Origin of the sequence: Roseburia hominis A2-183 (assembly GCF_000225345.1) — a bacterium.
GTDB classification, from domain to species: Bacteria; Bacillota; Clostridia; order Lachnospirales; family Lachnospiraceae; genus Roseburia; species Roseburia hominis.
In genome coordinates this window covers 3160210-3181313 of record NC_015977.1, presented here as the reverse complement: position 1 = coordinate 3181313, position 21104 = coordinate 3160210, and the positions used below count along the sequence as shown (strand labels likewise).

Genomic DNA, 21104 nt, shown 5'->3' with positions numbered 1-21104 from the left:
TGAGGGAAGAATGAATATCAGGCATTACATAAGCTTTTTCATAAAAAATGTAATAAAAATGCTGACACTGCTGATCGGTGTCAGCATTGCCGCGTTTATGCTGGTGTCGCTGTCTCCGATTGATCCGGTACAGGCGAACGTCGGAGCGACGGCTTACATGCGCATGACGCCGGAGAAACGGGCGCAGATGGAGTCCTACTGGGGAAAGGATGTGCCGCCGGCGGAGCGCTATCTGAACTGGGCGAAGGATTTTGTGCGGGGGGATATGGGCACTTCGCTGAAATATAACCGCCCGGTCGCGGAGGTCGTTGCGGAGAAGTTCGGCAACTCGTTTGCGCTGATGTGCGTGGCGTGGGTACTGTCCGGAATTCTGGGGCTTGTGCTCGGCATTGTGGCGGGGTATTTTAAAGACCGTCTGCCGGACCATCTGATCCGCGGGTATGCGCTGCTTCTGGCTAGCACGCCGGCATTCTGGATCGGTCTGCTGCTCTTGATGATCTTTGCCGTGTGGCTCGGCTGGCTGCCGTTCGGCATGAATCTGCCGGCAGGCATGACGGCGGCGGAGGCGGGCATCGGCGTGCGCATCCGGCATCTGATTCTCCCGGCGCTGACGCTCGGGCTGACGGGCGTGGCAAACATCACGCTGCACACCCGGGAAAAAATGATTGCGATCATGGAGAGCGACTATGTGCTGTTTGCGCGCGCGCGCGGGGAGAGCAGCGGCTATATCGTAAAAAGACATGCCCTGCGCAATCTGGTGCTGCCTGCCATCACCCTGCAGTTTGGTTCCATCAGTGAGATCTTTGGCGGCTCGGTGCTCGTGGAGCAGGTATTTTCTTATCCGGGACTCGGACAGGCAGCGATTGATGCCGGGCTGGGGAGCGATGTGTCGCTGCTTTTGGCGATCACGGTCATCAGCACACTGTTCGTATTCCTCGGAAATCTTGCGGCAAATGTACTTTACGGTGTGATTGATCCGCAGATAAGGAGGGGCAGAAGTCATGGATAAAACCGGTCATATGACGATTGCTGCCCACACGGCGGGCAGACGCAACGGGCGCCAGTGGATGCGGCGCTTTCTTCTGGCGGCAGTGCTGCTTTTAGCAGCCGTTGCAGTGGCTGGAATCTGTCTGGAGGAGCGGGCGGTGGTCACGGATTTTTCGCGCAAAAATCTGCCGCCGTGCCTTAAGTATCTGTTTGGGACGGACTGGATGGGGCGTGATATGCTGTCGCGCACGCTGGCGGGGCTCTCCACGAGCATCCGCATCGGTGTGCTGGCGTCGGCGGTCAGCGCAGTGCTTGCGCTTTTCCTTGGAACTGCCGCGGCGGTCGGCGGAAAATGGGCGGACGGCATCATCAGCTGGTGCATTGATCTGATGATGGGAGTTCCGCATATTGTGCTGTTGCTATTGATTTCCTACGCGCTTGGAAAGGGTGAAAAGGGTGTGGTTGTCGGTGTGGCGCTGACACACTGGCCGAACCTCGCGCGCGTGATCCGCGGGGAGATCCTGCAGGTGCGGGAGGCGGCGTACGTTGGCATTGCAAAACAGCTCGGGAAAAGTCCGTGGTACATTGCCAGATGGCACATTTTTCCGCAGATTCTTCCGCAGTTCCTTGTGGGACTGGTGTTATTGTTCCCGCACGCGATCCTGCATGAGGCGAGCATCACGTTTCTGGGCTTTGGACTGCCGCCGGAGAAGCCGGCGATTGGCGTGATCCTCTCGGAGAGCATGTCGTATCTGAGCACCGGAAAATGGTGGTTGGCGCTCTTCCCGGGACTGGCGCTGGTCGGCGTGGTGGTTCTTTTCGACCGGATCGGGAGCGGCTTAAAGGCGCTGCTTGACCCGTCGAGCGCGCAGCTGTAGAAGATTTTGAGTGGAGAAAAACGATGGAAGAGAAAAAAGAATTACTGCGCATCGAGCATCTGACGGTATCTTTCGCGCAGTATGAGAAGCGCAGCGCAAAGCAAGGGGAACTTCCGGTGATCCGTGATCTGAATGTGACGGTGCGTGAGGGTGAGATCGTCGCGGTCGTCGGGAGCAGCGGATCGGGAAAAAGCCTTCTGGCGCATGCCATAATGGGAATTCTCCCCGCCAATGCGGCTGCAAGCGGCAGTATTTTTTACCGGGGAAGCGCCTGCGGCGAGGCGGAATTAAAGGCGCTGCGCGGCAGGGAGATCGCGCTGGTGCCGCAGAGTGTCAATTATCTTGATCCTCTGATGAAGGTCGGCAGACAGATCATTGGGGAAACGAAGAAGCGGCAGAAGCTTTTTTGCGGAGCAGACCAGGGAAAGCGGCAGAAGCTTTTTTGCGGAGCAGACCGGGAAAAGCGGCAGGAGGAAGCGCGGATGCGGGAACTCCTTGCAAGGTATGGGCTTGCGGACGAAGTTGCGGATCTCTATCCGTTTGAACTATCCGGCGGCATGGCGCGCCGTGTGCTTTTACTGACGGCACTGATGTGGCAGCCGCGCCTGATCATTGCGGACGAGCCGACGCCGGGCATGGATCTTGCGCTGGCAAAACAGGCGATGCAGGATTTCCGGACATTTGCGGACGATGGAAACGGTGTGCTTCTGATTACACATGATCTGGAACTGGCGCTTGAAGTGGCGGACCGGATCGTTGTGTTTTATGCCGGGACGACCGTGGAGGAAGCGAAGGTGACAGATTTTGCGGACGAGACGCTGTTGCGGCACCCATATACGAGAGCGCTGTATGAGGCGCTGCCGGGGCGCGGGTTTGCGGCACTGCCCGGAACACAGCCTTACGTCAAAGATCTGCCGGCAGGATGTCCGTTTGCACCGCGCTGCGCCGACCGTCGGGAGGCGTGTGACGGGGAGATTCCGGTCGCTTGTGTACGCGGCGGCAGGGTACGCTGCATATTGTATACAGAGAATTCATAAAGAACTATCAGAGGGAGAGGAGGAAACGTCCGGTGAGACTGAAAGCGGAACATATCAGCTATAAATATCCGGGGGGCAGCAGAGAGGTGCTGTCGGATGTGAGTCTGGAACTGGGGAGTACCGACCGGCTGGGGATCGCCGCGCCGAGCGGCTTTGGTAAGACGACGCTCTGTCAGATTCTGGCGGGCTGCCGCACGCCGGTGACTGGACGTGTCTGTGTGGATGATATGCCGCTTCCGGGGAGCGGTTACTGCCCGGTGCAGATGATCTGGCAGCATCCGGAGCAGGCGGTCAATCCGCGCGTGCGGATGCAGGCGGTTCTGCAGGAGGGAGATTCGATCAGCGAACGTGTGATAGAGGGGCTCGGGATTGAGCGGGATTGGTGTAACCGGTATCCGGGCGAACTATCCGGAGGAGAACTGCAGCGATTCTGCATAGCGAGGGCTCTGGGGGAGAGAACACGGTTCCTGATTGCAGACGAGATCAGCACCATGCTGGATCCCATCACCCAGAGCCAGATCTGGAACTTCCTGCTGGCGGAAGTGAAAGAACGAAAAATAGGGCTTCTGGTCGTAAGCCACGACGAAAAGCTGATGGAGCAGGTCTGTGACCGCATCATGCGGCTGTGATGCCTGCAAATAAAAAGAAAAATCAGAATATTATCTTCGCGCGGTTCTTCAATAAGCGCGCGCCATTCACAATGAGAAGAATTCCGGCTGCAATGCCGCCTGTCAGTACGCAGATGCCGACGGCAAGGCTTGCAGCGCCAGTCGATCCCATTGTCTTGTAAATCTTTTCTTCCATAAAAACAACCTCCTTAATACAAAACAATCCATTTATGGTTAGTATTTTACCATCATTTGGCGGAATATACAAGAAAACGGTCACGGCAGCCAGCCGTCGTCCCCCGCCAGCACAAGCTCTCTGGAAAAATGGGCAGCCTGTGCGCCGTCTAAGGTATCCACAAAGTCTGCACGCTGTGCAAACGGGCGGCAGCTGTCTGCACAGCCACAGTCAGCGTCCTGTGGATAACTGTGATACTCGGCAAAAAGAACGGTGCCGTGTGCGTGCTCCTTGCCCCAGTCATGAAATCCGGCAGGATGAATGTGGGCGCCTATCGCGCAGTCCATGAGGACAACCCGTGCGTAATCCCGCCAGGGACGGCCGATATAGGCCGCGTGCTGAGGACAACCCTCCGCGGCAAAGCGGCAGTCGTGGAAAACATAGCCGTATTCCTGCCCTTCGGGGGTGGAAGCGGCGGTGACATATCCGGGTCCTAAGGATGCGATCGTACAGCCTTCAAAGTAAGCGGTCGCACTGCCGAAAATAAAGTCGATATCGCCGCAGATATAGCAGTTGTGATAATATTGTCTGCCGTTGATGCGCGGTGCGGACTCGGTCGGCCCGCGAAAGCCGCCGGGCTCGTATTCCTCCGGGGGAAGCGGACCGGTAAAAAGCGTATCCTGATGCCCGAGAATCCGGCAGTATTCCGCGACAAAACGGTCACATTCGGCATAGAGTGCAATTGCCTGCCCGTGCGTTTTGGAGTCGCCGGCAGTATTCTCGATGGTTAAGTTGCGCAGCGTAACGTCTGCGGCATGCACGAAAAAGGTGTAGGAGCGGAAGGTTCCGCGCTTGATGCCGTCCGACATGATCTCGTAGCCGTAATCGCCGAAGGAGATCACGGTGTCGGACGGGGATGCTCCTGCGCCCTCGATCGTGACGTTCGGGCGTGTGAGGGATAATTTTTCGTGGTAGATTCCGGGCATGACGCGGATGGTCACGGGAACCGCCGGATCTTCCGGCATGGCGGCGAACGCCGCTTTCAGTGAATAAAAGCCGCCAGAGACATCTGCCCCTGGCGCAACGGTCATTGTATACATAAGTGGCTTCCTTTTTGGAAAAATAGAATTAACGGGCGAGAATATCGATGATCTCCGCGACATACATGGTGTGCATATCGCCGTCCTTGTACCATTTTTCCTTGATCTCAGGGAGAAGAAAAGAGTCTTCCGTGATGCGGGTGGCAGACATTTTCTCGCAGAGAAGGACAAAGTTGCCCTCGTCCACGTAAGGGATGTTGTGGCGCGTGGCGAGGTTAAGACCTGCCGCGGCGAATTTGTCTTCGTCTCTTCCGGAATGGGAACCGCAGTAATTTAATGCGTCACGGTATTGCCCGGACAGGAAGGTAATGGAGAAAAATTCGTTCGCGTCGATGAATTCTTTGGTGTAGCGGGAATCACGCACAAAAATGAAAGCAACATTTTTGCCCCAGAGGACACCGACACCGCCCCAGCTTACGGTCATCGTGTTGGCTTTTTCCTTGTTGCCGGCTGTGACGAGCGCCCACTCTTTGCCGATTTTGGTAAATGGATTAAATTCTACAAGATCAAATGGTAACGGTTGGAATGTGTGCATAAGATTACTTCCTTTCTGTCGGTATCATTTCTGTAGATATGATACCATTTTGACGGGAAAATGACAAGAAAGCCGGCGGCAAAACGGGATACTTTTCACACCGGAAGGGGCGCAGATGAGCGCCAGAGCAGTTGAAAAAATAGACGGAGTGCGTATAATAGTAATATAGTACGCAAAAGGAAGAAGGAGGAGCGGCGATGGCAGGATTAGGCCACAGACAGGATCGGGGAGTCATGCTCCCGCCATTGGATGAGATTGACGGTTTTATGGTGCGCCCGGGATTTTACAATTCAGAAGGCGCAGTGCCGACGGCGAGAGGAGTGAGCTTTACGATTCATTCGGTCGGCGCGACGGGATGTACGCTTCTGCTGTTCCGGCCGCAGGAAAAGGAGCCATACGCCAGACTGAAGTATCCAGAGGCATACCACATTGGCAACACGTTCGCAATGCTGGTATTCGGCTTGAAGATTGATGAATTTGAATACGCGTTTCAGCTGGACGGACCGTATGATGAGTCCAGGGGGCTGTTGTTTGACAAGAACAATGTGCTGCTGGATCCGTTTGCGAAGGCAGTGACGGGGCAGCGGAACTGGGGCGAGCGCCCGGAGAGTGACGAGGGCTTTGTGTATCACGCCCGTGTGGTGGAGAATAATTTTGACTGGGGAAAAATGACGTTTCCGGAGATTCCGGCGGAGGATCTGATCATATACGAGACACATGTAAGAGGATTTACCAGGGACGCTTCTTCCGGGGTGACGGCAGGCGGCACGTTTGAGGGACTGCGCCAGAAGATTCCGTATCTGAAGGATCTTGGCGTCAACGCGATCGAGCTTCTCCCGATTTTTGAGTTCGATGAGATGGAGAGCGCCCGTGTGGTGGACGGCGTGCAGCTGTACAATTACTGGGGGTACAATACGGTAAGCTTTTTTGCGCCGAACACCAGCTATTCGTCCGTGGTAGAGCACAATCACGAGGGAGACGAGTTAAAGCTGCTGATCAGTGAACTCAAGGCAAACGGCATGGAAGTCATTCTGGATGTCGTGTTTAACCATACTGCCGAGGGAAATGAGAATGGACCGTGTTTTTCATTTAAGGGCATTGATAATAATATTTATTATATGCTGACGCCGGATGGACATTACTACAATTTCAGCGGATGTGGCAATGCCATGAACTGCAACCACCCGATCATGCGCAAGTTTATCATTGACTGCCTGCGCTACTGGGTGATGGAGTACCGCGTGGACGGTTTTCGGTTCGATCTGGCTTCGATTCTGACGCGTGACCAGAACGGGGCGCCGATGCCGGATCCGCCGATCTTACAGGGGATCGCCTGCGACCCGATCTTAGGACATGTGAAGCTGATCGCCGAGGCGTGGGATGCGGCAGGACTTTACCAGGTGGGAAGCTTTCCGGCATTTCGCAGATGGTCAGAGTGGAACGGCAGATACAGAGATGATATGCGCCGCTTTTTAAAGGGCGACGGGAGCATGGCGGGAACCGCGATCAACCGCATCATCGGTTCGACGGATCTGTACGATCCGGTGCACAGAGGTGAGAGCGCATCGGTGAATTTCCTGACCTGTCATGACGGTTTTACGCTCTATGATCTGTACTCGTACAATACGAAGCACAATGAGAAAAACGGCTGGAACAATACGGACGGCGACAACAACGGAAACAGCTGGAACTGCGGTGTCGAGGGAGAGACGGACGATCCGCAGATCGAGGGACTGCGCCGGCGCATGGTGAAAAATGCGTTTGCGACGCTGCTCTGCAGCCGCGGACCGGCGATGTTCTACGGCGGCGACGAGTTCTGCAACACGCAGTTTGGCAACAACAATGCCTACTGTCAGGACAACATCATATCCTGGCTGGACTGGACGAGGCTGGAAAAATACCGGGAGATTCATGATTTTGTGCGGTATATGATCGATTTCCGGAAGCGCTATGCCATTCTGCGCAAGAAGACGAAGCCGGTGGCATGCAATCTGCCGGAGATCAGCATTCACAACGGTTATCCATGGAACGGCGGTACGGATTCCAACAGCCGGCTCATCGGCATCATGTATGCGGGAAGAGATGAGCACGACACGCGGGACGATATTGTGTTCTATTGTATGAATGCTTACTGGGAGACGTTAGTGATGCAGCTTCCGGAACTGCCGAACGGGCTCCAGTGGAAAGTGTGTGTCAACACGTCCGTGGAGTACGAGGACGGCAGAGATATGGAGTCCTGCACAGAATTTTATTATAAGAAGACATTGAAGGTTCCGCCGCGCACGGCGATCGTGCTGGTGGCGGAGTAAGCGGGCTAAGCGGGCAGAAACCCGTGGCGAATGCCTACAGCCTGCGTTGCGGCTCCTAGAGGTAGCCGCCGTCGAGGGTGATGATCTGTCCGGTCAGGTAGTCGTTTCCGGTGGTAATCTGCACGGCAAGCGATGCCACTTCCTCCGGCGCGCCGAAGCGCCCGGCGGGGATTTCCTCGGCGAGCTGGGCGCGCTCTTCCTCGGAAAAGCAGGAATTCATCTCGGTGTCGATCACGCCGCAGGCGATCGCGTTGACCTGGATGTTGCTCGGAGCGAGCTCCTTGGCGAGGGCGCGGGTGAAGGAATTGATGCCACCTTTGCAGGCGGAGTATGCGACCTCGCATGAGGCGCCGACATTTCCCCAGATCGAGGAGATGTTTAAGATTTTCCCGGATTTCTGGTGGATCATGTGTGGCAGGGCAAGCTTGCTCGCGGAAAAGACGGAGGTCAGATTGACGCCGATGATGCGGTTCCACTCATCGATGGTCATATCTTCCAGCAGGCCGATATGCGAGATGCCGGCATTGTTTACAAGAATGTCGATGCCGCCGAAGCGGGCTTCGCTTTGGGAGAAAAGCTGTTCCATATAGGTATAGTCCGATACGTCGCCGATGCTGGTGAGTACGTCCACATGGCAGGTTTCCCTTAATTCGTCTGCCAGCGCCAGCAGCTCCTTTTCGGAGTGGGAACAGTTGATGACCAGACGGCAGCCCTCCCTGGCAAAGGCGCAGGCGATCGCCCGCCCGATGCCGCGTGAGGCGCCGGTAATGAGTACGGTTTTATACATGATGAAAGACCTTTCTTCTATTTATATTGTGAATACGGTATATCCTCTTTTTGCGCTGCTTTCTGCGCATCCGAAGTTCCGCAGGAACTTCTAATATGAACTCGTCAGAGTTCATTATATCCTCTTTTTTGCGCCGACTTCTGCGCATCCGAAGTTCCGCAGGAACTTCTAATATGAACTCGTCAGAGTTCATTATATCCTCTTTTCTGCGCCGACTTCTGCGCATCCGAAGTTCCGCAGGAACTTCTAATATGAACTCGTCAGAGTTCATTATATCATATATTTTAGGCGGCTTTGTTTGAAATTTCAAAAAAATTAAAAAAATACAAAATTTTTCTGGACAAACAGAAAAACTTGTGATAATATAATGAAGCACGATTTGAGAGACAACAAAGTGCTTCATAAATATCGATGCGTGGCTCAGCTTGGTAGAGCGCTGCGTTCGGGACGCAGAGGTCGCAGGTTCGAATCCTGTCGCATCGACTGACTGGTAGAGACCGTCAACCTTAGAGAGATCAAGGGTTGGCGGTTTTTTGTGTATAGAATATCAGAAGAAAAGGATCATGAATGTTAAGAGAGAAGATAGTACACTTTCTTGCCTGATAATAGGTTCACTGCTTGTCAGATAGGATGGATTTTGTTAAAATAATTACAAAAGCAATACAAACAATGACGAGAGGAGGAACCTGAATGAACTCTCCGCAGACAATCAATGGGTTAATGCGGCATTTGAGAAATGATTGCAAAATACAAATTAGCGGAAGTTATCAAAAACAGCAATTAACAAGCTATGGCTATTATCATGGGTATAAGGGATACCGTTTTGCCGGAAATAGTTACAGGCAGATTCCATATTCTGATTTCAGCGAGGTGGTAGCGGTTATTGAGTATGATAATAATTTGAAGGCAGCGCTGTATCCGGAACTTATGTTTATTGAGACAGCACTTAAAAATATTGTGTGCAATGAATCAGTGAAAGGTCTTAAGCTTGGCACTTTTGAGCATCTTTATAAAGAACGTATGAGTGATAATACGACAAATACGAAATTGCAGTCAAAACGCCTTAAATTGCGTAATTCGGTGTACGCCAAATTAGCTGCGCGCTATCATGATGAAGAAGAAAAAGAAAATCAAATGGTGCGGCACTTTTATAATAGAGGAGAAGATGCACCTATCTGGGTCGTTTTTGAAATACTATATCTTAGTGATCTGGCAGGTTTTTTTGAGTGCCTAAATGAGGCGGTACGTGAGAATATCTTAAAGCAGATGAATATGTTTGATATTTCGATAGATGCTAATAAAAATTTACTTTCTATCATGATTTACACTTTGAAAGCACTGCGGAATTCTGTTGCACATAATAATATTATTTTCGATACTAGATTTAAAGATCGGAAAATCAGCCCCGTGCTTAAAAAATGGGTAGAAAAAGAAACGGGTATTCAGAATATTACGTTGTATTCTCTGATTGATTATATTATAATTGTGTGCTGTCTTCTTAAACGAGTGGATTTTAGTGGTACGAGAGCATTGACTTTGCTAAATAAGTACAAGGAAGAGAATCAGCGACTGCAGAATAGTGTTGCTTCGGAGATTTACGATCATATTATACAGAATAATGTTCCGGCAAAGGTTGTGGGGTTAGAGGCGTATTTGAATGTTTGAAAAAATAATAAAAACTTGCATTTTTCAAGGATATAAGATATATTATATGTAATGAAAGAGGTGTATGTTTTCGGACTGCACTGGAGGAGTCACTCTGTGGCTCCTTTTTATGTATGGGCTTTAGTCTGTATGGGCATTTAATGCCGGGTGATATCCATAGGAAGGAACTCAAAAAGGAACTCAAATTATTTGAGTTCCTTTTTGAGTTCGTGAAATAAAATTTGAGTTTCTTACACAAAAAATAGTGATACGATATAAAAATATGGGGAGAACTAAAATGACAACGAAAGAATTACTTGAAAAATTAGAGTTAATTCAGAAACTTAAATGTGAAACTCCAACAGATAAAGAGTGCAAACCAGGGATGTCCCAGACATTTATATGATTCGCTGTCCAGTTTTTCCAATCAGGACGATGGGGAATCCCGACAATACGCAGAACGATGCAGGAATATCACTTGCCACAACCGGAATTTTTGGATGAAAGAAGGAGTTTTATTGCGATTAAAGGAAAAAGGATCAAGGATAAAGATTCTGTCAACAGAACGCGAATTGCCTTGTCAAAGCCCCTGGTGCAGTGTATAATTGCACTGATGATTTGCGAGTGAAGAACACGGGAGGAAGACATGGGAAAAGACGTTATTATTGCATGTGATTTTAACAGTAAGGCAGAAGTCATTGCGTTTCTTGAGAAGTTCAAGGACGAGAAGCCGTTCGTCAAGATTGGAATGGAGCTTTTTTATGCGGAAGGACCGGACATCGTGCGTACCATCAAGGGGATGGGACACAAGATCTTCCTTGATCTGAAGCTTCATGACATTCCGAACACGGTGAAAAAGGCGATGGCGGTTCTCTCGGGACTGGATGTCGATATGTGCAATGTACATGCAGCGGGAACAAAGGGCATGATGCAGGCGGCACTGGAGGGACTGACGAGAGCGGACGGCAGCAGACCGCTGCTGATCGCGGTGACGCAGCTTACCTCCACGAGCGAGGAAGTGATGCAGCAGGAGCTGTGGATTGACAAGCCGATCGATGAGACGGTCATGCACTATGCGAAAAATACCATGGAAGCAGGACTGGACGGAGTCGTATGCTCGCCGCTTGAGGCGGGTAAGGTACATGCAGTCTGCGGAGAAAAGTTTTTGACGATCACACCGGGCGTGCGTTTTGCGGACGGCGATGTGGGAGATCAGAAGCGTGTGACGACACCTGCAAAGGCAAAGGAACTCGGATCGGATTACATCGTAGTCGGAAGACCGATCACACAGGCGGCGGATCCGGTAGCGGCATACCGCAGATGTGTGGAAGAATTTGTAGGTTAGGACGGCATACACGAAGAGGAGATGGACGAAACAGCCTGGTCTCCTCTTTTTTTCATAGGAAGAAAAGGACGGTGGGGAAGATGCCTCAAAAAGGATTGAGCGGAAGCACATTGAAGTTGATCGCGATCATCACGATGCTGATCGACCATATCGGAGCGGCGGTCATTGCCAGACTGCTGATTGCCGGACAGGGGAGTGAGATGCTCTATAAGATCTATTATGCGATGCGCGCCGTCGGCAGAGTGGCATTCCCTATTTTCTGTTTTCTGCTTGTGGAGGGATTTTTTTACACGGGCAGCCGGAAAAAATATGCACTTCGGTTGTTTGGATTTGCCCTGCTGTCGGAGATACCGTTCGATCTGGCATTTTCCGGGAAAATACTGGAATTCGGCTATCAGAATGTATTTTTCACGCTGCTGATCGGGCTTCTTACGATCATGCTGTTTGATGCGGTGGTGAAAAAGCAGGAGTGGCATCCGGTTTTGCGCAGTGCGCTGCTTGTCATCATCACATTCGGGGGAATGGGTGCGGCCTATCTGCTGCACACAGATTATGATGCAAAAGGCGTGCTCGCAATTCTGGTGTTTTATATGACGAGACAGATGCGGGGATTACAGATCGTGGCAGGCTGCCTGGCGTTCTGCTGGGAACTTCCGGCGATCGTGGCGTTTATCCCGATTGCGTTCTATAATGGAAAGCGCGGATGGAACATAAAGTACCTGTTCTATGCGTTCTACCCGGTGCATCTATTGGTTCTTTATCTGATCTGTGTAGGGATGGGAACCGCGCAGATTGCGGTGGTGTAGGAGAGAAAGAGAGGAAGAGAGTAAGTATGGAGATATCAAAGGAGACGCGGAAACGGATGATGCAGATCATTGCATTTGGGATTCTGCTCTATTGCGGGATGGAGCATTTTGACGTGGTGATCGGAGCGGTGGATTTTGTGCTGGGGATTGTGATGCCGTTTCTGGTTGGAGGCGCGATCGCATTCGTGATCAATGTTCCGATGAAGAGTATCGAGCGGCATCTGTTTGCGAAGAACGGGAAGCTTGCAAAATGGAGAAGACCCGTTGCCTATCTGCTGACGCTTGCGCTTGTGATCGGTATTATCACGCTGGCACTTGTGGTCGTGATACCGGAGCTTGGAAATACGATTTCCATGATTGTACAGCAGGTTCCGGTTGCGGTAAAAGCCGTACAGAAGTGGCTGACAGATCTTCCGGACAGCTATCCGGCACTTGCCCCTGCGGTGGCGGAGCTTAATATTGACTGGTCATCGCTTGCCGACTCGATTGTGACGTTTGTGCAGAATTTTGCGGCGGGGGTTGTGAGCTCCGGCGTTGGTATTTTTTCCGGGATCGTGAGCGGTGTGGTGACGTTTGTGATTGCGTTTACGTTTTCCATCTATGTGCTGTTCCAGAAGGAGCGTCTGGCGAGACAGGCAAAACAGATTCTGTACGCAGTCTTTCCGGAGAAGGCCACGGAGAAGATTCTCTCGGTGGCAGCTCTGTCCAATCAGGTGTTTTCCAGTTTCCTGTCCGGGCAGTGCGTGGAGGCGGTGATTCTCGGCACCTTGTTTGTCATTACCATGTCGATTCTGGGGATGCCGTATGCGATGCTGACCGGAATCGTGATTGCGATAACGGCGCTGATTCCGATTTTCGGCGCATTTATCGGCTGTGTCATCGGAATGCTTCTGATCGTGATGGTAGATCCGGTGCAGGCGGTGTGGTTTCTGGTGCTGTTTCTGGTGCTGCAGCAGATAGAGGGAAATCTGATCTACCCGCACGTGGTGGGAAGTTCCGTCGGACTGCCCTCCATCTGGGTGCTGGTGGCAGTGACCGTCGGCGGCAACATGTTCGGCATCCTGGGTATTCTGGTGTTCATTCCGCTTTGCTCCGTGCTGTACGCACTGTTTGCCATGTTTGTGAAAAAAAGACTGCGGGAGCGGGAGATTCCCGAGAGCCGCTGGAACGCGCCGTCAGGCGGCGCTGCGGCGGCCGGGCCAGAGGTTAGTGACAAGACCGGCGGCAGCGGGAATACCGCCGGGTAATTTGGGGAGAGAAGAGGGTTCTTCCGCGATAAGATCAGGCAGCTTTTTTATCCGCAGAAGAGCAGTCTTGTGGATAAATGAAAAAAAGCCTTTCGGAAGTGTAGGAGGGACTTCCGAAAGGCTTTTTGAAATAGTGTAATATAGTATATGGAATATATATAAAACCCGCCGGCAGTGCCGGTGAGAGAGTTTTTAGGCGGAACTGACAGAACCCCAACCCCCGCGTCGAAACTCAACAGCTCCTTTTGATGATTCTATCTTATCGGGAAAATGTGTCGGAAGCTTGACGGCAAAATGAAGAATGTCTTAATATAGTGTAAGAAATTTCTAAAAAGTGGAAAATATTTATAAAATGGCGTTGGAAAAAGGGGAAGCATTACTTGGAAGCATACGAATATCTGGAAAAAATAAGAGCGGCGGCGCCGCGGGTACACTGTATCACGAATTATGTGACGGCGCATGACGTGGCAAACATGATCCTGGCGTGTGGAGCGAACCCGGTCATGGCGGACGAGCCGCAGGAGATGGGAGAGATCACGGCGCATGCGGGGGCGCTCGCCCTTAATATGGGAACTCCTGGCGAGCGCAGAGAGCAGGCAATGCTTGCGGCGGGAAAGGCGGCAAACGGGAACGGGATTCCGGTAGTGCTTGACCCGGTCGGCGTCGGTGCGAGCGCATTTCGCCGGAAGATGGCAGAAGAGCTGTTGGGGGCGGTGACGTTTACCGCCATACGCGGCAACATGTCGGAGATCCGGACGCTTTCTGAACTGGCAGAAAAGAAGGCGGCCGGCGCCGCGGGCGGTGTGGATGTGCGTCCGGTGGATGTGGTCACGGAGGAGACGCTCGCGGAGGCGGTCACATTCGTAAAGGCGGTCTCTAAGCGCCTTGGCGCGGTGGTGGCGGTGACCGGTGCGATCGATCTTGTCTCGGACGGACAGCAGTGTGTGGTGATCCGCGGAGGGAGAGAGGAAATGAGCCGGGTGACCGGAACCGGGTGCCAGCTCTCCGGACTTGCGGCGGCGTTCCTCGCGGTGGCGCGGAATATGGAAGCGCCGGCTGGAAGCACCGGCGGGAATACTGCGGGAGGAGCAGCATGCGCGGCGCGCGGCATGGAGGCGGTCGCGGCGGCAGTCTGCGTGATGAATGCAGCAGGAGAGATTGCATGGGAGCAGCGCGGTTTATGCGGCGGAAATGCCTCCTACGGGACCGGTATCATTGATGCTGTGTACCGGATGGACCAGAAAATGCTGGAGGGAAGGATTCGTTATGAAGTGCGATAAAAGAGATCTGCTGCTTTATGCAGTGACTGATCGAAGCTGGAGCGAGGGAACAACGCTGGGGGCGCAGGTGGAAGAAGCGCTCCGGGGAGGCGCGACATTTGTCCAGCTACGGGAAAAAAAGCTGACCGGGGAAGCACTCCGTGCGGAGGCGTTGGAGATCCAGGCAGTGTGCCGGCGGTACGGCGTGCCGTTTGTGATCAACGACGACGTGGCGCTTGCGAAAGAGATTGACGCGGACGGGGTGCATGTCGGGCAGGATGATATGGAAGCCGGCGATGTGCGTGCCATTCTGGGCGCTGACAAAATCATCGGCGTATCTGCGCATAATGTGGAAGAAGCGCTCCGCGCAGAACGCCATGGCGCGGATTATCTGGGCGTTGGCGCTGCGTTTACGACCAGTTCCAAACCGGAGGCGGGACACATTGATGCGGCGACGATACGTGCCATCTGCGAGACGGTAAAGATTCCGGTCATTGCGATCGGCGGCATCAAGGAGGAGAATCTTCTGCAGCTGCGCGGAAACGGTCTGTGCGGCGTTGCCGTGATCAGTGCCATTTTTGCACAGAAGGATATCGAGGCGGCGACGAGACGTCTGCGCGCTCTGGTAGAGGAAATGGCGGGGGATCAGGAATGAAGGGGGCAATTTTTGATATGGACGGCACGCTGCTAGACTCCATGCAGGTGTGGGTTCACGTCGGCGAGCAGTATTTGCGGAACCGGGGAATCGAACCGGAAGAAGGGCTCGGAGATGTGCTTTTTCCCATGAGCATGCGGGACGGAGCTGTGTATGTGAAGGAAAGGTACGGTTTGCCGGATTCCCCCGATACGATTGTGACGGACATGGACGCGATTGTGTTTGCGGCATACCGGGATGAGGTTCTGCCGAAGCCGGGCGTTGCGGTATATCTGGAATCGCTCAAAAAGCGGGGAATACCGATGGCGGTCGCCACCGCGACGAACCGGCCGATGGTGGAGGCGGCGCTCGCGCGGACAGGACTTGCCGGCTATTTTAAACAGATTTTTACCTGCACGGAGATCGGCGCGGGAAAAGAAAGGCCGGACATCTATCTGGCAGCGGCAAAGGCACTTGGTACGCACCCGGCGGACACCTGGGTGTTCGAGGATGCGCTCTATGCGATTAAGACGGCAAAGGCAGCCGGGTTTTATACGGTGGGGCTTTACGATGAGACGAGCAGAAATGATCAGGAGGCGATTGCCGGCCTGGCGGACTGCTATGTGCGGGAGATTCAATCTGTTCCCACACAAGACTGTACTTGAGAATGTAATGCTGGCGCCTGTTCATGTAAAAAAGATGGAGAAAGGAAGGACAGAAGCTCTTGCAAAAGAACGGATCGGAAAAGTCGGACTTGCGGACAAGGTTGTCTTTATGGCGGATGGAAGAATTCTTGAGGAAGGAAAGCCGGAGGAGATTTTTTCCAATCCGAAGACGCCAGAGGCAAGACAGTTCCTGCGGAGCGTTCTGTAGTAGGGTGATGAATAAATTTGTGATGAGACAATCTTTGCTGCTGCTTTTGACGGCAACGATCTGGGGCGTTGCGTTTGTGGCGCAGAGTGTTGGAATGGATTATATCGGACCGTTTACCTTTAACGTAGTGCGGAATGTGATTGGCGGGCTAGTGCTGATCCCATGTATTGCAGTGTTTCATAGAACAGGTGCAAAGGAAGAGGATGCCGGAAAGACACCGGGAAGCCGGAAAAATCTGCTGCTTGGCGGAATCTGCTGCGGGGTCATGCTTTTTGTGGCAGGCAATCTGCAACAGATCGGAATACAGTATACAACAGTAGGCAAGGCGGGATTTATCACAGCGATGTACATTGTGCTGGTGCCGATATTAAGTATTTTTTTAGGAAAAAAGGCGGGAATCAAAATCTGGGCCGCTGTGGCGCTGGCTGTCGCGGGGTTATACATTTTATGTATGACAGATGGCAGCTTTTCCCTGCAGAAGGGAGATCTGTTCGTTCTGCTGTCGGCATTTGCATTTTCGGCGCACATTCTTGTTATTGATTATTTTGCGCCGCTGGCGGACGGTGTAAAAATGTCGTGCATCCAGTTTTTTGTGTGTGCACTGCTGTCGGCGGTCTGCATGTGGCTGTTTGAGAAACCGGATATGGGAGCGGTTCTGCAGGCGTGGGTTCCTGTGCTGTACGCAGGTGTTTTTTCCTGTGGCGTGGCGTACACACTCCAGATTGTCGGACAGCGTGGCATGAACCCAACGGTGGCGTCCTTAATCCTCAGCCTGGAGTCGGTAATTTCATTGATTGCAGGCTGGGTAATATTAGGGCAGGCGCTCTCGGTACGTGAGCTTTCCGGCTGTGTGCTGATGTTTGCTGCAATCATTCTGGCGCAGCTTCCGGAGCGGAAACGTGGCGCGTGATTTCCTGTGATTTTGCAAATTTAGCGTAGAAGTGCCAGAAAAACTGTGATATGATAAAAAAGGGAAAACGCCTTCGGATTCCGAAGGCGTTTTCTGTTACAGAGACATTTTAGGACACGAAAGCTGGTAAGAGAATGATACGCAGAGCGGTACTGCAGGATATTTCTGCATTGATGGATATATATAATGAAGCGATTCTTCACACGACGGCAACGTTTGATACGGAAGTCAAAAACATGGAGAACCGGAAGGCATGGTTTGCGGAGCATAACGGGCGCTATGTCATTTATGTTGATGTGGAGGACGGCAAGGTGGCGGGATATGCGTCGCTTTCCCGTTACAGGGACCGCAAGGCATTTGACCCTGCGGTGGAGATTTCAATTTATGTACACAAGGATTATCGAGGGCGTGGCATCGGCCGCAGCCTGATGGAGAAAGTGCTTGCCTATGCAGCAGAGTGTGACGAGATTGACACGGTCATCTCTTTAATCACCAGTGAGAATGCGGCGAGCATTCATCTGCATGAGGTGTATGGATTTGAGTATTGCGGTCAGATTAAAAATGCAGGGACAAAGTTTGGAAGAAAACTCAGTCTGAATGCATATCAGATTCTATATGACAGGTAGAGAGGATATAGGGCAAAAGCTATGATGAAATATTTTATGACCGATAATCAGGTGATACATGAGGAGGAGAAGCTGCAGGACGGCGTGTGGGTGCGGATGATCAGTCCCACGCAGGAGGAATGTGAGGAGATTGCCGATGTGCTGAATGTGGATATCGACGATATCAAGGCAGCACTCGATGAGGAGGAAAGCTCCCGTATCGAGCTGCAGGACGGATATACGCTGATTCTGGTGGACGTTCCGACGACAGAGATCCGGCACGATAAGCAGTCCTACACGACAATCCCTCTCGGCATTATCTTAACGCAGGATGTGATCGTGACGGTGTGCACGGAGGATACGCCGGTGCTCAAGAATTTTGTGATCAACCGCGTGAAGGAGTTCAGCACGAAAAAGCGCCTGCGCTTTGTGTACCAGATTCTGTACCGCACCGCGACGATCTACCAGACCAATCTGCGCATCATTGATAAGCGCCGTACGGAGATTGAGGAGCGGATCGGACAACACACCGAGGACGTGGATCTGATTGATCTGCACGAACTGGAGTCCACGCTGGTCTATTTTGCCACATCCCTGCGTGCAAACGGCGTGGTGTTAGACCGGCTGACGCGCTATAAGAGACTGGAGCAGTACCCGGAGGATACGGAGCTTCTGGGGGATGTTATAGTCGAGAACCAGCAGGCGATCGAGATGACTTCCATCTACCGTGACATCATCAACGGTACCAGAGAACTGATGTCCTCCGTGATTGACAACCGCCTGAACAACGTCATGAAGTATCTGACCTCAATCACGATTGTCATGGCGATTCCGACGGTCATTTCCGGTATCTATGGAATGAACGTGGATGAGCGGTGGATGCCGTTTGCTAATACGCCGCACGGATTTTTGCTGATCTGTGTGCTGACTCTGTTGATCTGCATTATCACGATGCTGATACTGCGTAAGAAAAAGATGCTATAGAACAAGCGGCGGGAGAATCTGCCGCACGATCGAATCACGGGCGGCGCAGCAGAGCAGCTGCGCGGAGAGAAGAGTATAATGAAGACAAAAATTTACGGAACCATCGGACCAGCATGCTGTGATACAGAGATGCTGGTTCATTTGTTTGAAAAAGGAATGACAGGAATTAGAATCAATCTGTCCCATGCGGATCTGGAAGAAGCGGATGCGTGGATCTCCGGCATCCACAGCGCATGGAGCCGGCTGCATGACGGAACGCCAGAGATTCTGATTGACTTGCGGGGACCGGAGCTCCGCATCGGTACGCTTGGGGCAGAACGTCTTTTAAAAGAGGGAGACGGTCTGAGCCTTGTGGCGGACGGACAAAACAATCTGTTTGATCCGACGGAGATTCCGGTGCCGGGAACGCTGCTTGTGGCGCTTGCGCCCGGACAGGAGATTTTGCTGGACGACGGCAGGATTGCATTAAAAGTAGAAGAACAATTCCGCTGCGGATCGTCTGTCGCGGTGGAATGTACCGTTGTGCGGGGCGGCGTCTTAAAAAGCGGGAAAAGTATCGCGGCGCCCGGTGTGGAGATACAGACACCGACGCTGACGGAGCGTGATTACAGGAATCTTGCCAGAGTAAAGCAGTGCAGGATCACAGGGGTCATGCTTCCATTCGTGAGAAATCAAGAAGACTTAAAGAACTTAAAAGAAGCTTTAATAAATGAGGATGCCGGGGACATCCGCATTTTCGCAAAGATTGAGAATCTGCAGGGAATGGAGCATCTGGGGGAGCTGTTGCCACACTGCGATGAGATCGTGATCGCCAGAGGAGATCTGGGGAATGCGATGCCCCTGGCAAAGCTTCCGTGCGCGCAGGAGGAGATTGCGGCTCAGTGCAGAAAGCACGGGCGCGCGTTTATGGTTGTCACGCAGATGCTCGCCTCCATGGAGCACCGGGCGGTGCCGACGCGGGCGGAAGTGTCCGATATATTCCGCGCGGTGCAGCAGGGCGCGGCATCTGTGATGCTGACGGGCGAGACCGCTGTGGGAGAATATCCGCTGGAGGCGATGGAGGTTCTGGTGGATACGGTGCGGGAAGCGGAGTGGTATCTGGAAGAACGCAGATAAAGGGGCATAAAATGTCATTTATCCAGCATCTTTTTGTATTCGCGAGGACTCTGTCCTACATATTTCCGGAAGAGGCGTGAAAAATAGCCCATATCGGTGTAGCCGACGGCGTTGGATACTTCCGCAACGCTCATGTCCGTGGTGTTAAAGTAACGCAGCGAGGCGAGAATGCGGTGCTTGTTGATATAAGTTGTGAGTGTGTCGCCGACTTCCTTTTTAAATTCGCTGGAGAGGTAAGAAGCATTTTTGCCAAATTCCGAAGCAAGCGTGGCGAGCGATAATTCCGAGGACAGGTGCTGGTTGATATAATTGACCACGCTTCGTATCAGATAGGAATAATTGTCATAGGTAAAGTTTTTCACGAGCAGGCAGTATTTGCGTACCATTTCATAAGGAAGATGCTGCAGTTCCTGCGCCTGCACGGTTTCGTTAATTTTAAGCTGAAAGGTATGCATCTGCTTAAAGATATAGGCGGGATGCACCTGTGTGTCCATCATTTTGGCAGACAGAAAAGTGTTGATGTAGGAGAGATATTCCTTTAACTGGGAGAGTGGTGTCTCGGAAAAAGAAACCGCAAAATTCAACAGGGATTTCATGCTTTCGGAGGAGGCTGTCTGATCACCGGTGATGACAGCATCGCCACAGGATTTTATGTGTTCGGCGAGGTTTGCCATATAATCGGAAGTAAATTTGTGAATCCGTTCCTCGTTAAAGTCAACTTCGTGCTGTTCGGAGGTATAATTGATATACTCGACGTGATTGGCTGCAAACCCGGGGATAAATGCAGTGATCAGATGCTGCAGTGTGGTGATCAGACTCTGCATTTCCACGACGGGAAGATTGTAGTAGACCTGCTGCATGCTGGATGTATACTGTGGCGGAATGCCGTTCTCCTTCATGATGCGGTTGATGACAGCCGGAGTTGCAGGTTCGGTACGGAACGGCATGAAGCCAAACATATCGGGATGCTCCTCGTTTGTAACTGTGATAATCAGATTGTAAAAGCCCAGAACACTTTTTAACACGATAATCTGCCAGGCATCCTGTTCGGGAGACAGGGAGAAGATGGCAGAATTTGTGGAATAGGTTCCCCAGACCATTTTGCGAAGCCCCATGTCCAGCCGCTCCAGATCGGAGTAGGGATAATGCATCAGAAAAGAGTCGACTTTGTAGGTGTCTAAGATGGTCTGGCGGATGACCGGAAAACAGTCCTCCACGGAAATATAGGGCAATGCCATAAGAATCCTCCTTGCTTGATCCAGGAA

22 protein-coding genes and 1 tRNA gene are annotated in these 21104 nt (G+C 52.2%); 18 read left to right on the top strand and 5 right to left on the bottom strand.

All coding sequences use genetic code 11. The features are described from left to right. Window positions 1-10 precede the first annotated feature (10 nt). The 4 genes from RHOM_RS14430 to RHOM_RS14415 are packed head-to-tail and all read left to right on the top strand — an operon-like array spanning window position 11 to window position 3531. The gene (locus RHOM_RS14430; protein ID WP_014081032.1) at window positions 11-1009 is read left to right on the top strand and encodes an ABC transporter permease; all 999 of its coding nucleotides are present in this window, start codon (window positions 11-13) and stop codon (window positions 1007-1009) included. Further along, window positions 1002-1865, top strand: coding sequence for an ABC transporter permease (locus tag RHOM_RS14425; RefSeq protein WP_014081031.1), 864 nt, complete (start codon window positions 1002-1004; stop codon window positions 1863-1865). The genes RHOM_RS14430 and RHOM_RS14425 overlap by 8 nt, the downstream gene beginning before the upstream one ends. 23 nt (window positions 1866-1888) lie before the next feature. Then, on the top strand, window positions 1889-2902 hold the full coding sequence (locus RHOM_RS14420) for an ABC transporter ATP-binding protein (RefSeq protein WP_014081030.1): 1014 nt from the start codon (window positions 1889-1891) through the stop codon (window positions 2900-2902). Window positions 2903-2934: 32 nt separating this feature from the next. Next, window positions 2935-3531, top strand: a complete 597-nt coding sequence (locus RHOM_RS14415; RefSeq protein WP_014081029.1) for an ABC transporter ATP-binding protein — start codon at window positions 2935-2937, stop codon at window positions 3529-3531. Between the two features lie 22 nt (window positions 3532-3553). Here the strand turns inward: RHOM_RS14415 and RHOM_RS17750 are convergent, their stop codons facing one another. From RHOM_RS17750 to RHOM_RS14400, 3 genes are all read right to left on the bottom strand, one after another. Beyond that, complete coding sequence (locus RHOM_RS17750; protein WP_014081028.1) at window positions 3554-3706, bottom strand: hypothetical protein; 153 nt, start codon at window positions 3704-3706, stop codon at window positions 3554-3556. 80 nt (window positions 3707-3786) lie between these two features. Beyond that, on the bottom strand, window positions 3787-4785 hold the full coding sequence (locus RHOM_RS14405) for a pectinesterase family protein (RefSeq protein WP_014081027.1): 999 nt from the start codon (window positions 4783-4785) through the stop codon (window positions 3787-3789). 28 nt (window positions 4786-4813) lie between these two features. After that, the gene (locus tag RHOM_RS14400) at window positions 4814-5320 is read right to left on the bottom strand and encodes a flavin reductase family protein (RefSeq protein ID WP_014081026.1); all 507 of its coding nucleotides are present in this window, start codon (window positions 5318-5320) and stop codon (window positions 4814-4816) included. A gap of 197 nt (window positions 5321-5517) precedes the next feature. Between RHOM_RS14400 and RHOM_RS14395 the strand changes: the two genes are divergently transcribed. Beyond that, complete coding sequence (locus RHOM_RS14395) at window positions 5518-7629, top strand: glycogen debranching protein (RefSeq protein WP_014081025.1); 2112 nt, start codon at window positions 5518-5520, stop codon at window positions 7627-7629. Window positions 7630-7684: 55 nt separating this feature from the next. Here RHOM_RS14395 and ymfI read toward each other — a convergent pair whose 3' ends face one another. Further along, window positions 7685-8416 carry an elongation factor P 5-aminopentanone reductase gene (ymfI, locus tag RHOM_RS14390; RefSeq protein ID WP_014081024.1) on the bottom strand — a complete coding sequence of 244 codons (732 nt, stop codon included), beginning with the start codon at window positions 8414-8416 and terminating at the stop codon, window positions 7685-7687. 409 nt (window positions 8417-8825) lie between these two features. Between ymfI and RHOM_RS14380 the strand changes: the two genes are divergently transcribed. The 13 genes from RHOM_RS14380 (at window position 8826) to RHOM_RS14320 (ending at window position 19839) form a co-directional block, all read left to right on the top strand. After that, window positions 8826-8899: transfer RNA gene (locus tag RHOM_RS14380), tRNA-Pro, on the top strand. Between the two features lie 207 nt (window positions 8900-9106). Then, a complete protein-coding gene (locus RHOM_RS14375; RefSeq protein ID WP_014081022.1) occupies window positions 9107-10081 on the top strand; it encodes an Abi family protein in 975 nt (324 codons plus the stop codon). 625 nt (window positions 10082-10706) lie between these two features. After that, window positions 10707-11405 (top strand): orotidine-5'-phosphate decarboxylase, encoded by a 699-nt coding sequence (pyrF, locus tag RHOM_RS14370; protein WP_014081020.1) that lies wholly within the window; start codon window positions 10707-10709, stop codon window positions 11403-11405. Window positions 11406-11485: 80 nt separating this feature from the next. Beyond that, window positions 11486-12211, top strand: a complete 726-nt coding sequence (locus RHOM_RS14365) for a TraX family protein (protein WP_044025074.1) — start codon at window positions 11486-11488, stop codon at window positions 12209-12211. Window positions 12212-12237: 26 nt separating this feature from the next. Then, on the top strand, window positions 12238-13458 hold the full coding sequence (locus RHOM_RS14360; RefSeq protein WP_014081018.1) for an AI-2E family transporter: 1221 nt from the start codon (window positions 12238-12240) through the stop codon (window positions 13456-13458). A gap of 380 nt (window positions 13459-13838) precedes the next feature. Next, window positions 13839-14738: a hydroxyethylthiazole kinase gene (gene thiM, locus RHOM_RS14355; RefSeq protein ID WP_014081017.1), complete on the top strand. Its 900-nt coding sequence runs from the start codon at window positions 13839-13841 to the stop codon at window positions 14736-14738. Further along, entirely contained in the window at window positions 14725-15372 is a 648-nt protein-coding gene (gene thiE, locus RHOM_RS14350) for a thiamine phosphate synthase (RefSeq protein WP_014081016.1), read from the top strand. Before thiM ends, thiE begins: the two co-directional genes overlap by 14 nt. Next, window positions 15369-16016, top strand: coding sequence for an HAD family hydrolase (locus tag RHOM_RS14345; RefSeq protein ID WP_014081015.1), 648 nt, complete (start codon window positions 15369-15371; stop codon window positions 16014-16016). Before thiE ends, RHOM_RS14345 begins: the two co-directional genes overlap by 4 nt. 34 nt (window positions 16017-16050) lie before the next feature. Continuing rightward, window positions 16051-16224, top strand: coding sequence for a hypothetical protein (locus RHOM_RS14340; protein WP_158307321.1), 174 nt, complete (start codon window positions 16051-16053; stop codon window positions 16222-16224). Between the two features lie 7 nt (window positions 16225-16231). Continuing rightward, window positions 16232-17134, top strand: coding sequence for a DMT family transporter (locus tag RHOM_RS14335; RefSeq protein WP_014081013.1), 903 nt, complete (start codon window positions 16232-16234; stop codon window positions 17132-17134). A 134-nt stretch (window positions 17135-17268) separates the two neighbouring features. Next, window positions 17269-17760, top strand: coding sequence for a GNAT family N-acetyltransferase (locus RHOM_RS14330; protein ID WP_014081012.1), 492 nt, complete (start codon window positions 17269-17271; stop codon window positions 17758-17760). A gap of 21 nt (window positions 17761-17781) precedes the next feature. Next, window positions 17782-18723: a magnesium transporter CorA family protein gene (locus RHOM_RS14325; protein ID WP_014081011.1), complete on the top strand. Its 942-nt coding sequence runs from the start codon at window positions 17782-17784 to the stop codon at window positions 18721-18723. 78 nt (window positions 18724-18801) lie between these two features. Continuing rightward, window positions 18802-19839 (top strand): pyruvate kinase, encoded by a 1038-nt coding sequence (locus RHOM_RS14320; protein ID WP_014081010.1) that lies wholly within the window; start codon window positions 18802-18804, stop codon window positions 19837-19839. Window positions 19840-19853: 14 nt separating this feature from the next. Here RHOM_RS14320 and RHOM_RS14315 read toward each other — a convergent pair whose 3' ends face one another. Next, entirely contained in the window at window positions 19854-21077 is a 1224-nt protein-coding gene (locus RHOM_RS14315; protein WP_014081009.1) for an AraC family transcriptional regulator, read from the bottom strand. Window positions 21078-21104 lie beyond the last annotated feature (27 nt).

What these genes read in the sequence shown, in the direction of transcription:
- RHOM_RS14340 (WP_158307321.1), top strand. Translation starts at nt 16,051, where the DNA reads ATGGAGAAAGGAAGGACAGAAGCTCTTGCAAAAGAACGGATCGGAAAA.
- thiE (WP_014081016.1), top strand. Translation starts at nt 14,725, where the DNA reads ATGAAGTGCGATAAAAGAGATCTGCTGCTTTATGCAGTGACTGATCGA.
- RHOM_RS17750 (WP_014081028.1), bottom strand. Translation starts at nt 3,706, where the DNA reads ATGGAAGAAAAGATTTACAAGACAATGGGATCGACTGGCGCTGCAAGC.
- RHOM_RS14330 (WP_014081012.1), top strand. Translation starts at nt 17,269, where the DNA reads ATGATACGCAGAGCGGTACTGCAGGATATTTCTGCATTGATGGATATA.
- RHOM_RS14425 (WP_014081031.1), top strand. Translation starts at nt 1,002, where the DNA reads ATGGATAAAACCGGTCATATGACGATTGCTGCCCACACGGCGGGCAGA.
- RHOM_RS14430 (WP_014081032.1), top strand. Translation starts at nt 11, where the DNA reads ATGAATATCAGGCATTACATAAGCTTTTTCATAAAAAATGTAATAAAA.
- RHOM_RS14335 (WP_014081013.1), top strand. Translation starts at nt 16,232, where the DNA reads ATGAATAAATTTGTGATGAGACAATCTTTGCTGCTGCTTTTGACGGCA.
- ymfI (WP_014081024.1), bottom strand. Translation starts at nt 8,416, where the DNA reads ATGTATAAAACCGTACTCATTACCGGCGCCTCACGCGGCATCGGGCGG.
- RHOM_RS14325 (WP_014081011.1), top strand. Translation starts at nt 17,782, where the DNA reads ATGATGAAATATTTTATGACCGATAATCAGGTGATACATGAGGAGGAG.
- RHOM_RS14400 (WP_014081026.1), bottom strand. Translation starts at nt 5,320, where the DNA reads ATGCACACATTCCAACCGTTACCATTTGATCTTGTAGAATTTAATCCA.
- RHOM_RS14315 (WP_014081009.1), bottom strand. Translation starts at nt 21,077, where the DNA reads ATGGCATTGCCCTATATTTCCGTGGAGGACTGTTTTCCGGTCATCCGC.
- pyrF (WP_014081020.1), top strand. Translation starts at nt 10,707, where the DNA reads ATGGGAAAAGACGTTATTATTGCATGTGATTTTAACAGTAAGGCAGAA.
- RHOM_RS14320 (WP_014081010.1), top strand. Translation starts at nt 18,802, where the DNA reads ATGAAGACAAAAATTTACGGAACCATCGGACCAGCATGCTGTGATACA.
- RHOM_RS14420 (WP_014081030.1), top strand. Translation starts at nt 1,889, where the DNA reads ATGGAAGAGAAAAAAGAATTACTGCGCATCGAGCATCTGACGGTATCT.
- RHOM_RS14375 (WP_014081022.1), top strand. Translation starts at nt 9,107, where the DNA reads ATGAACTCTCCGCAGACAATCAATGGGTTAATGCGGCATTTGAGAAAT.
- RHOM_RS14345 (WP_014081015.1), top strand. Translation starts at nt 15,369, where the DNA reads ATGAAGGGGGCAATTTTTGATATGGACGGCACGCTGCTAGACTCCATG.
- RHOM_RS14360 (WP_014081018.1), top strand. Translation starts at nt 12,238, where the DNA reads ATGGAGATATCAAAGGAGACGCGGAAACGGATGATGCAGATCATTGCA.
- RHOM_RS14405 (WP_014081027.1), bottom strand. Translation starts at nt 4,785, where the DNA reads ATGTATACAATGACCGTTGCGCCAGGGGCAGATGTCTCTGGCGGCTTT.
- RHOM_RS14365 (WP_044025074.1), top strand. Translation starts at nt 11,486, where the DNA reads ATGCCTCAAAAAGGATTGAGCGGAAGCACATTGAAGTTGATCGCGATC.
- RHOM_RS14395 (WP_014081025.1), top strand. Translation starts at nt 5,518, where the DNA reads ATGGCAGGATTAGGCCACAGACAGGATCGGGGAGTCATGCTCCCGCCA.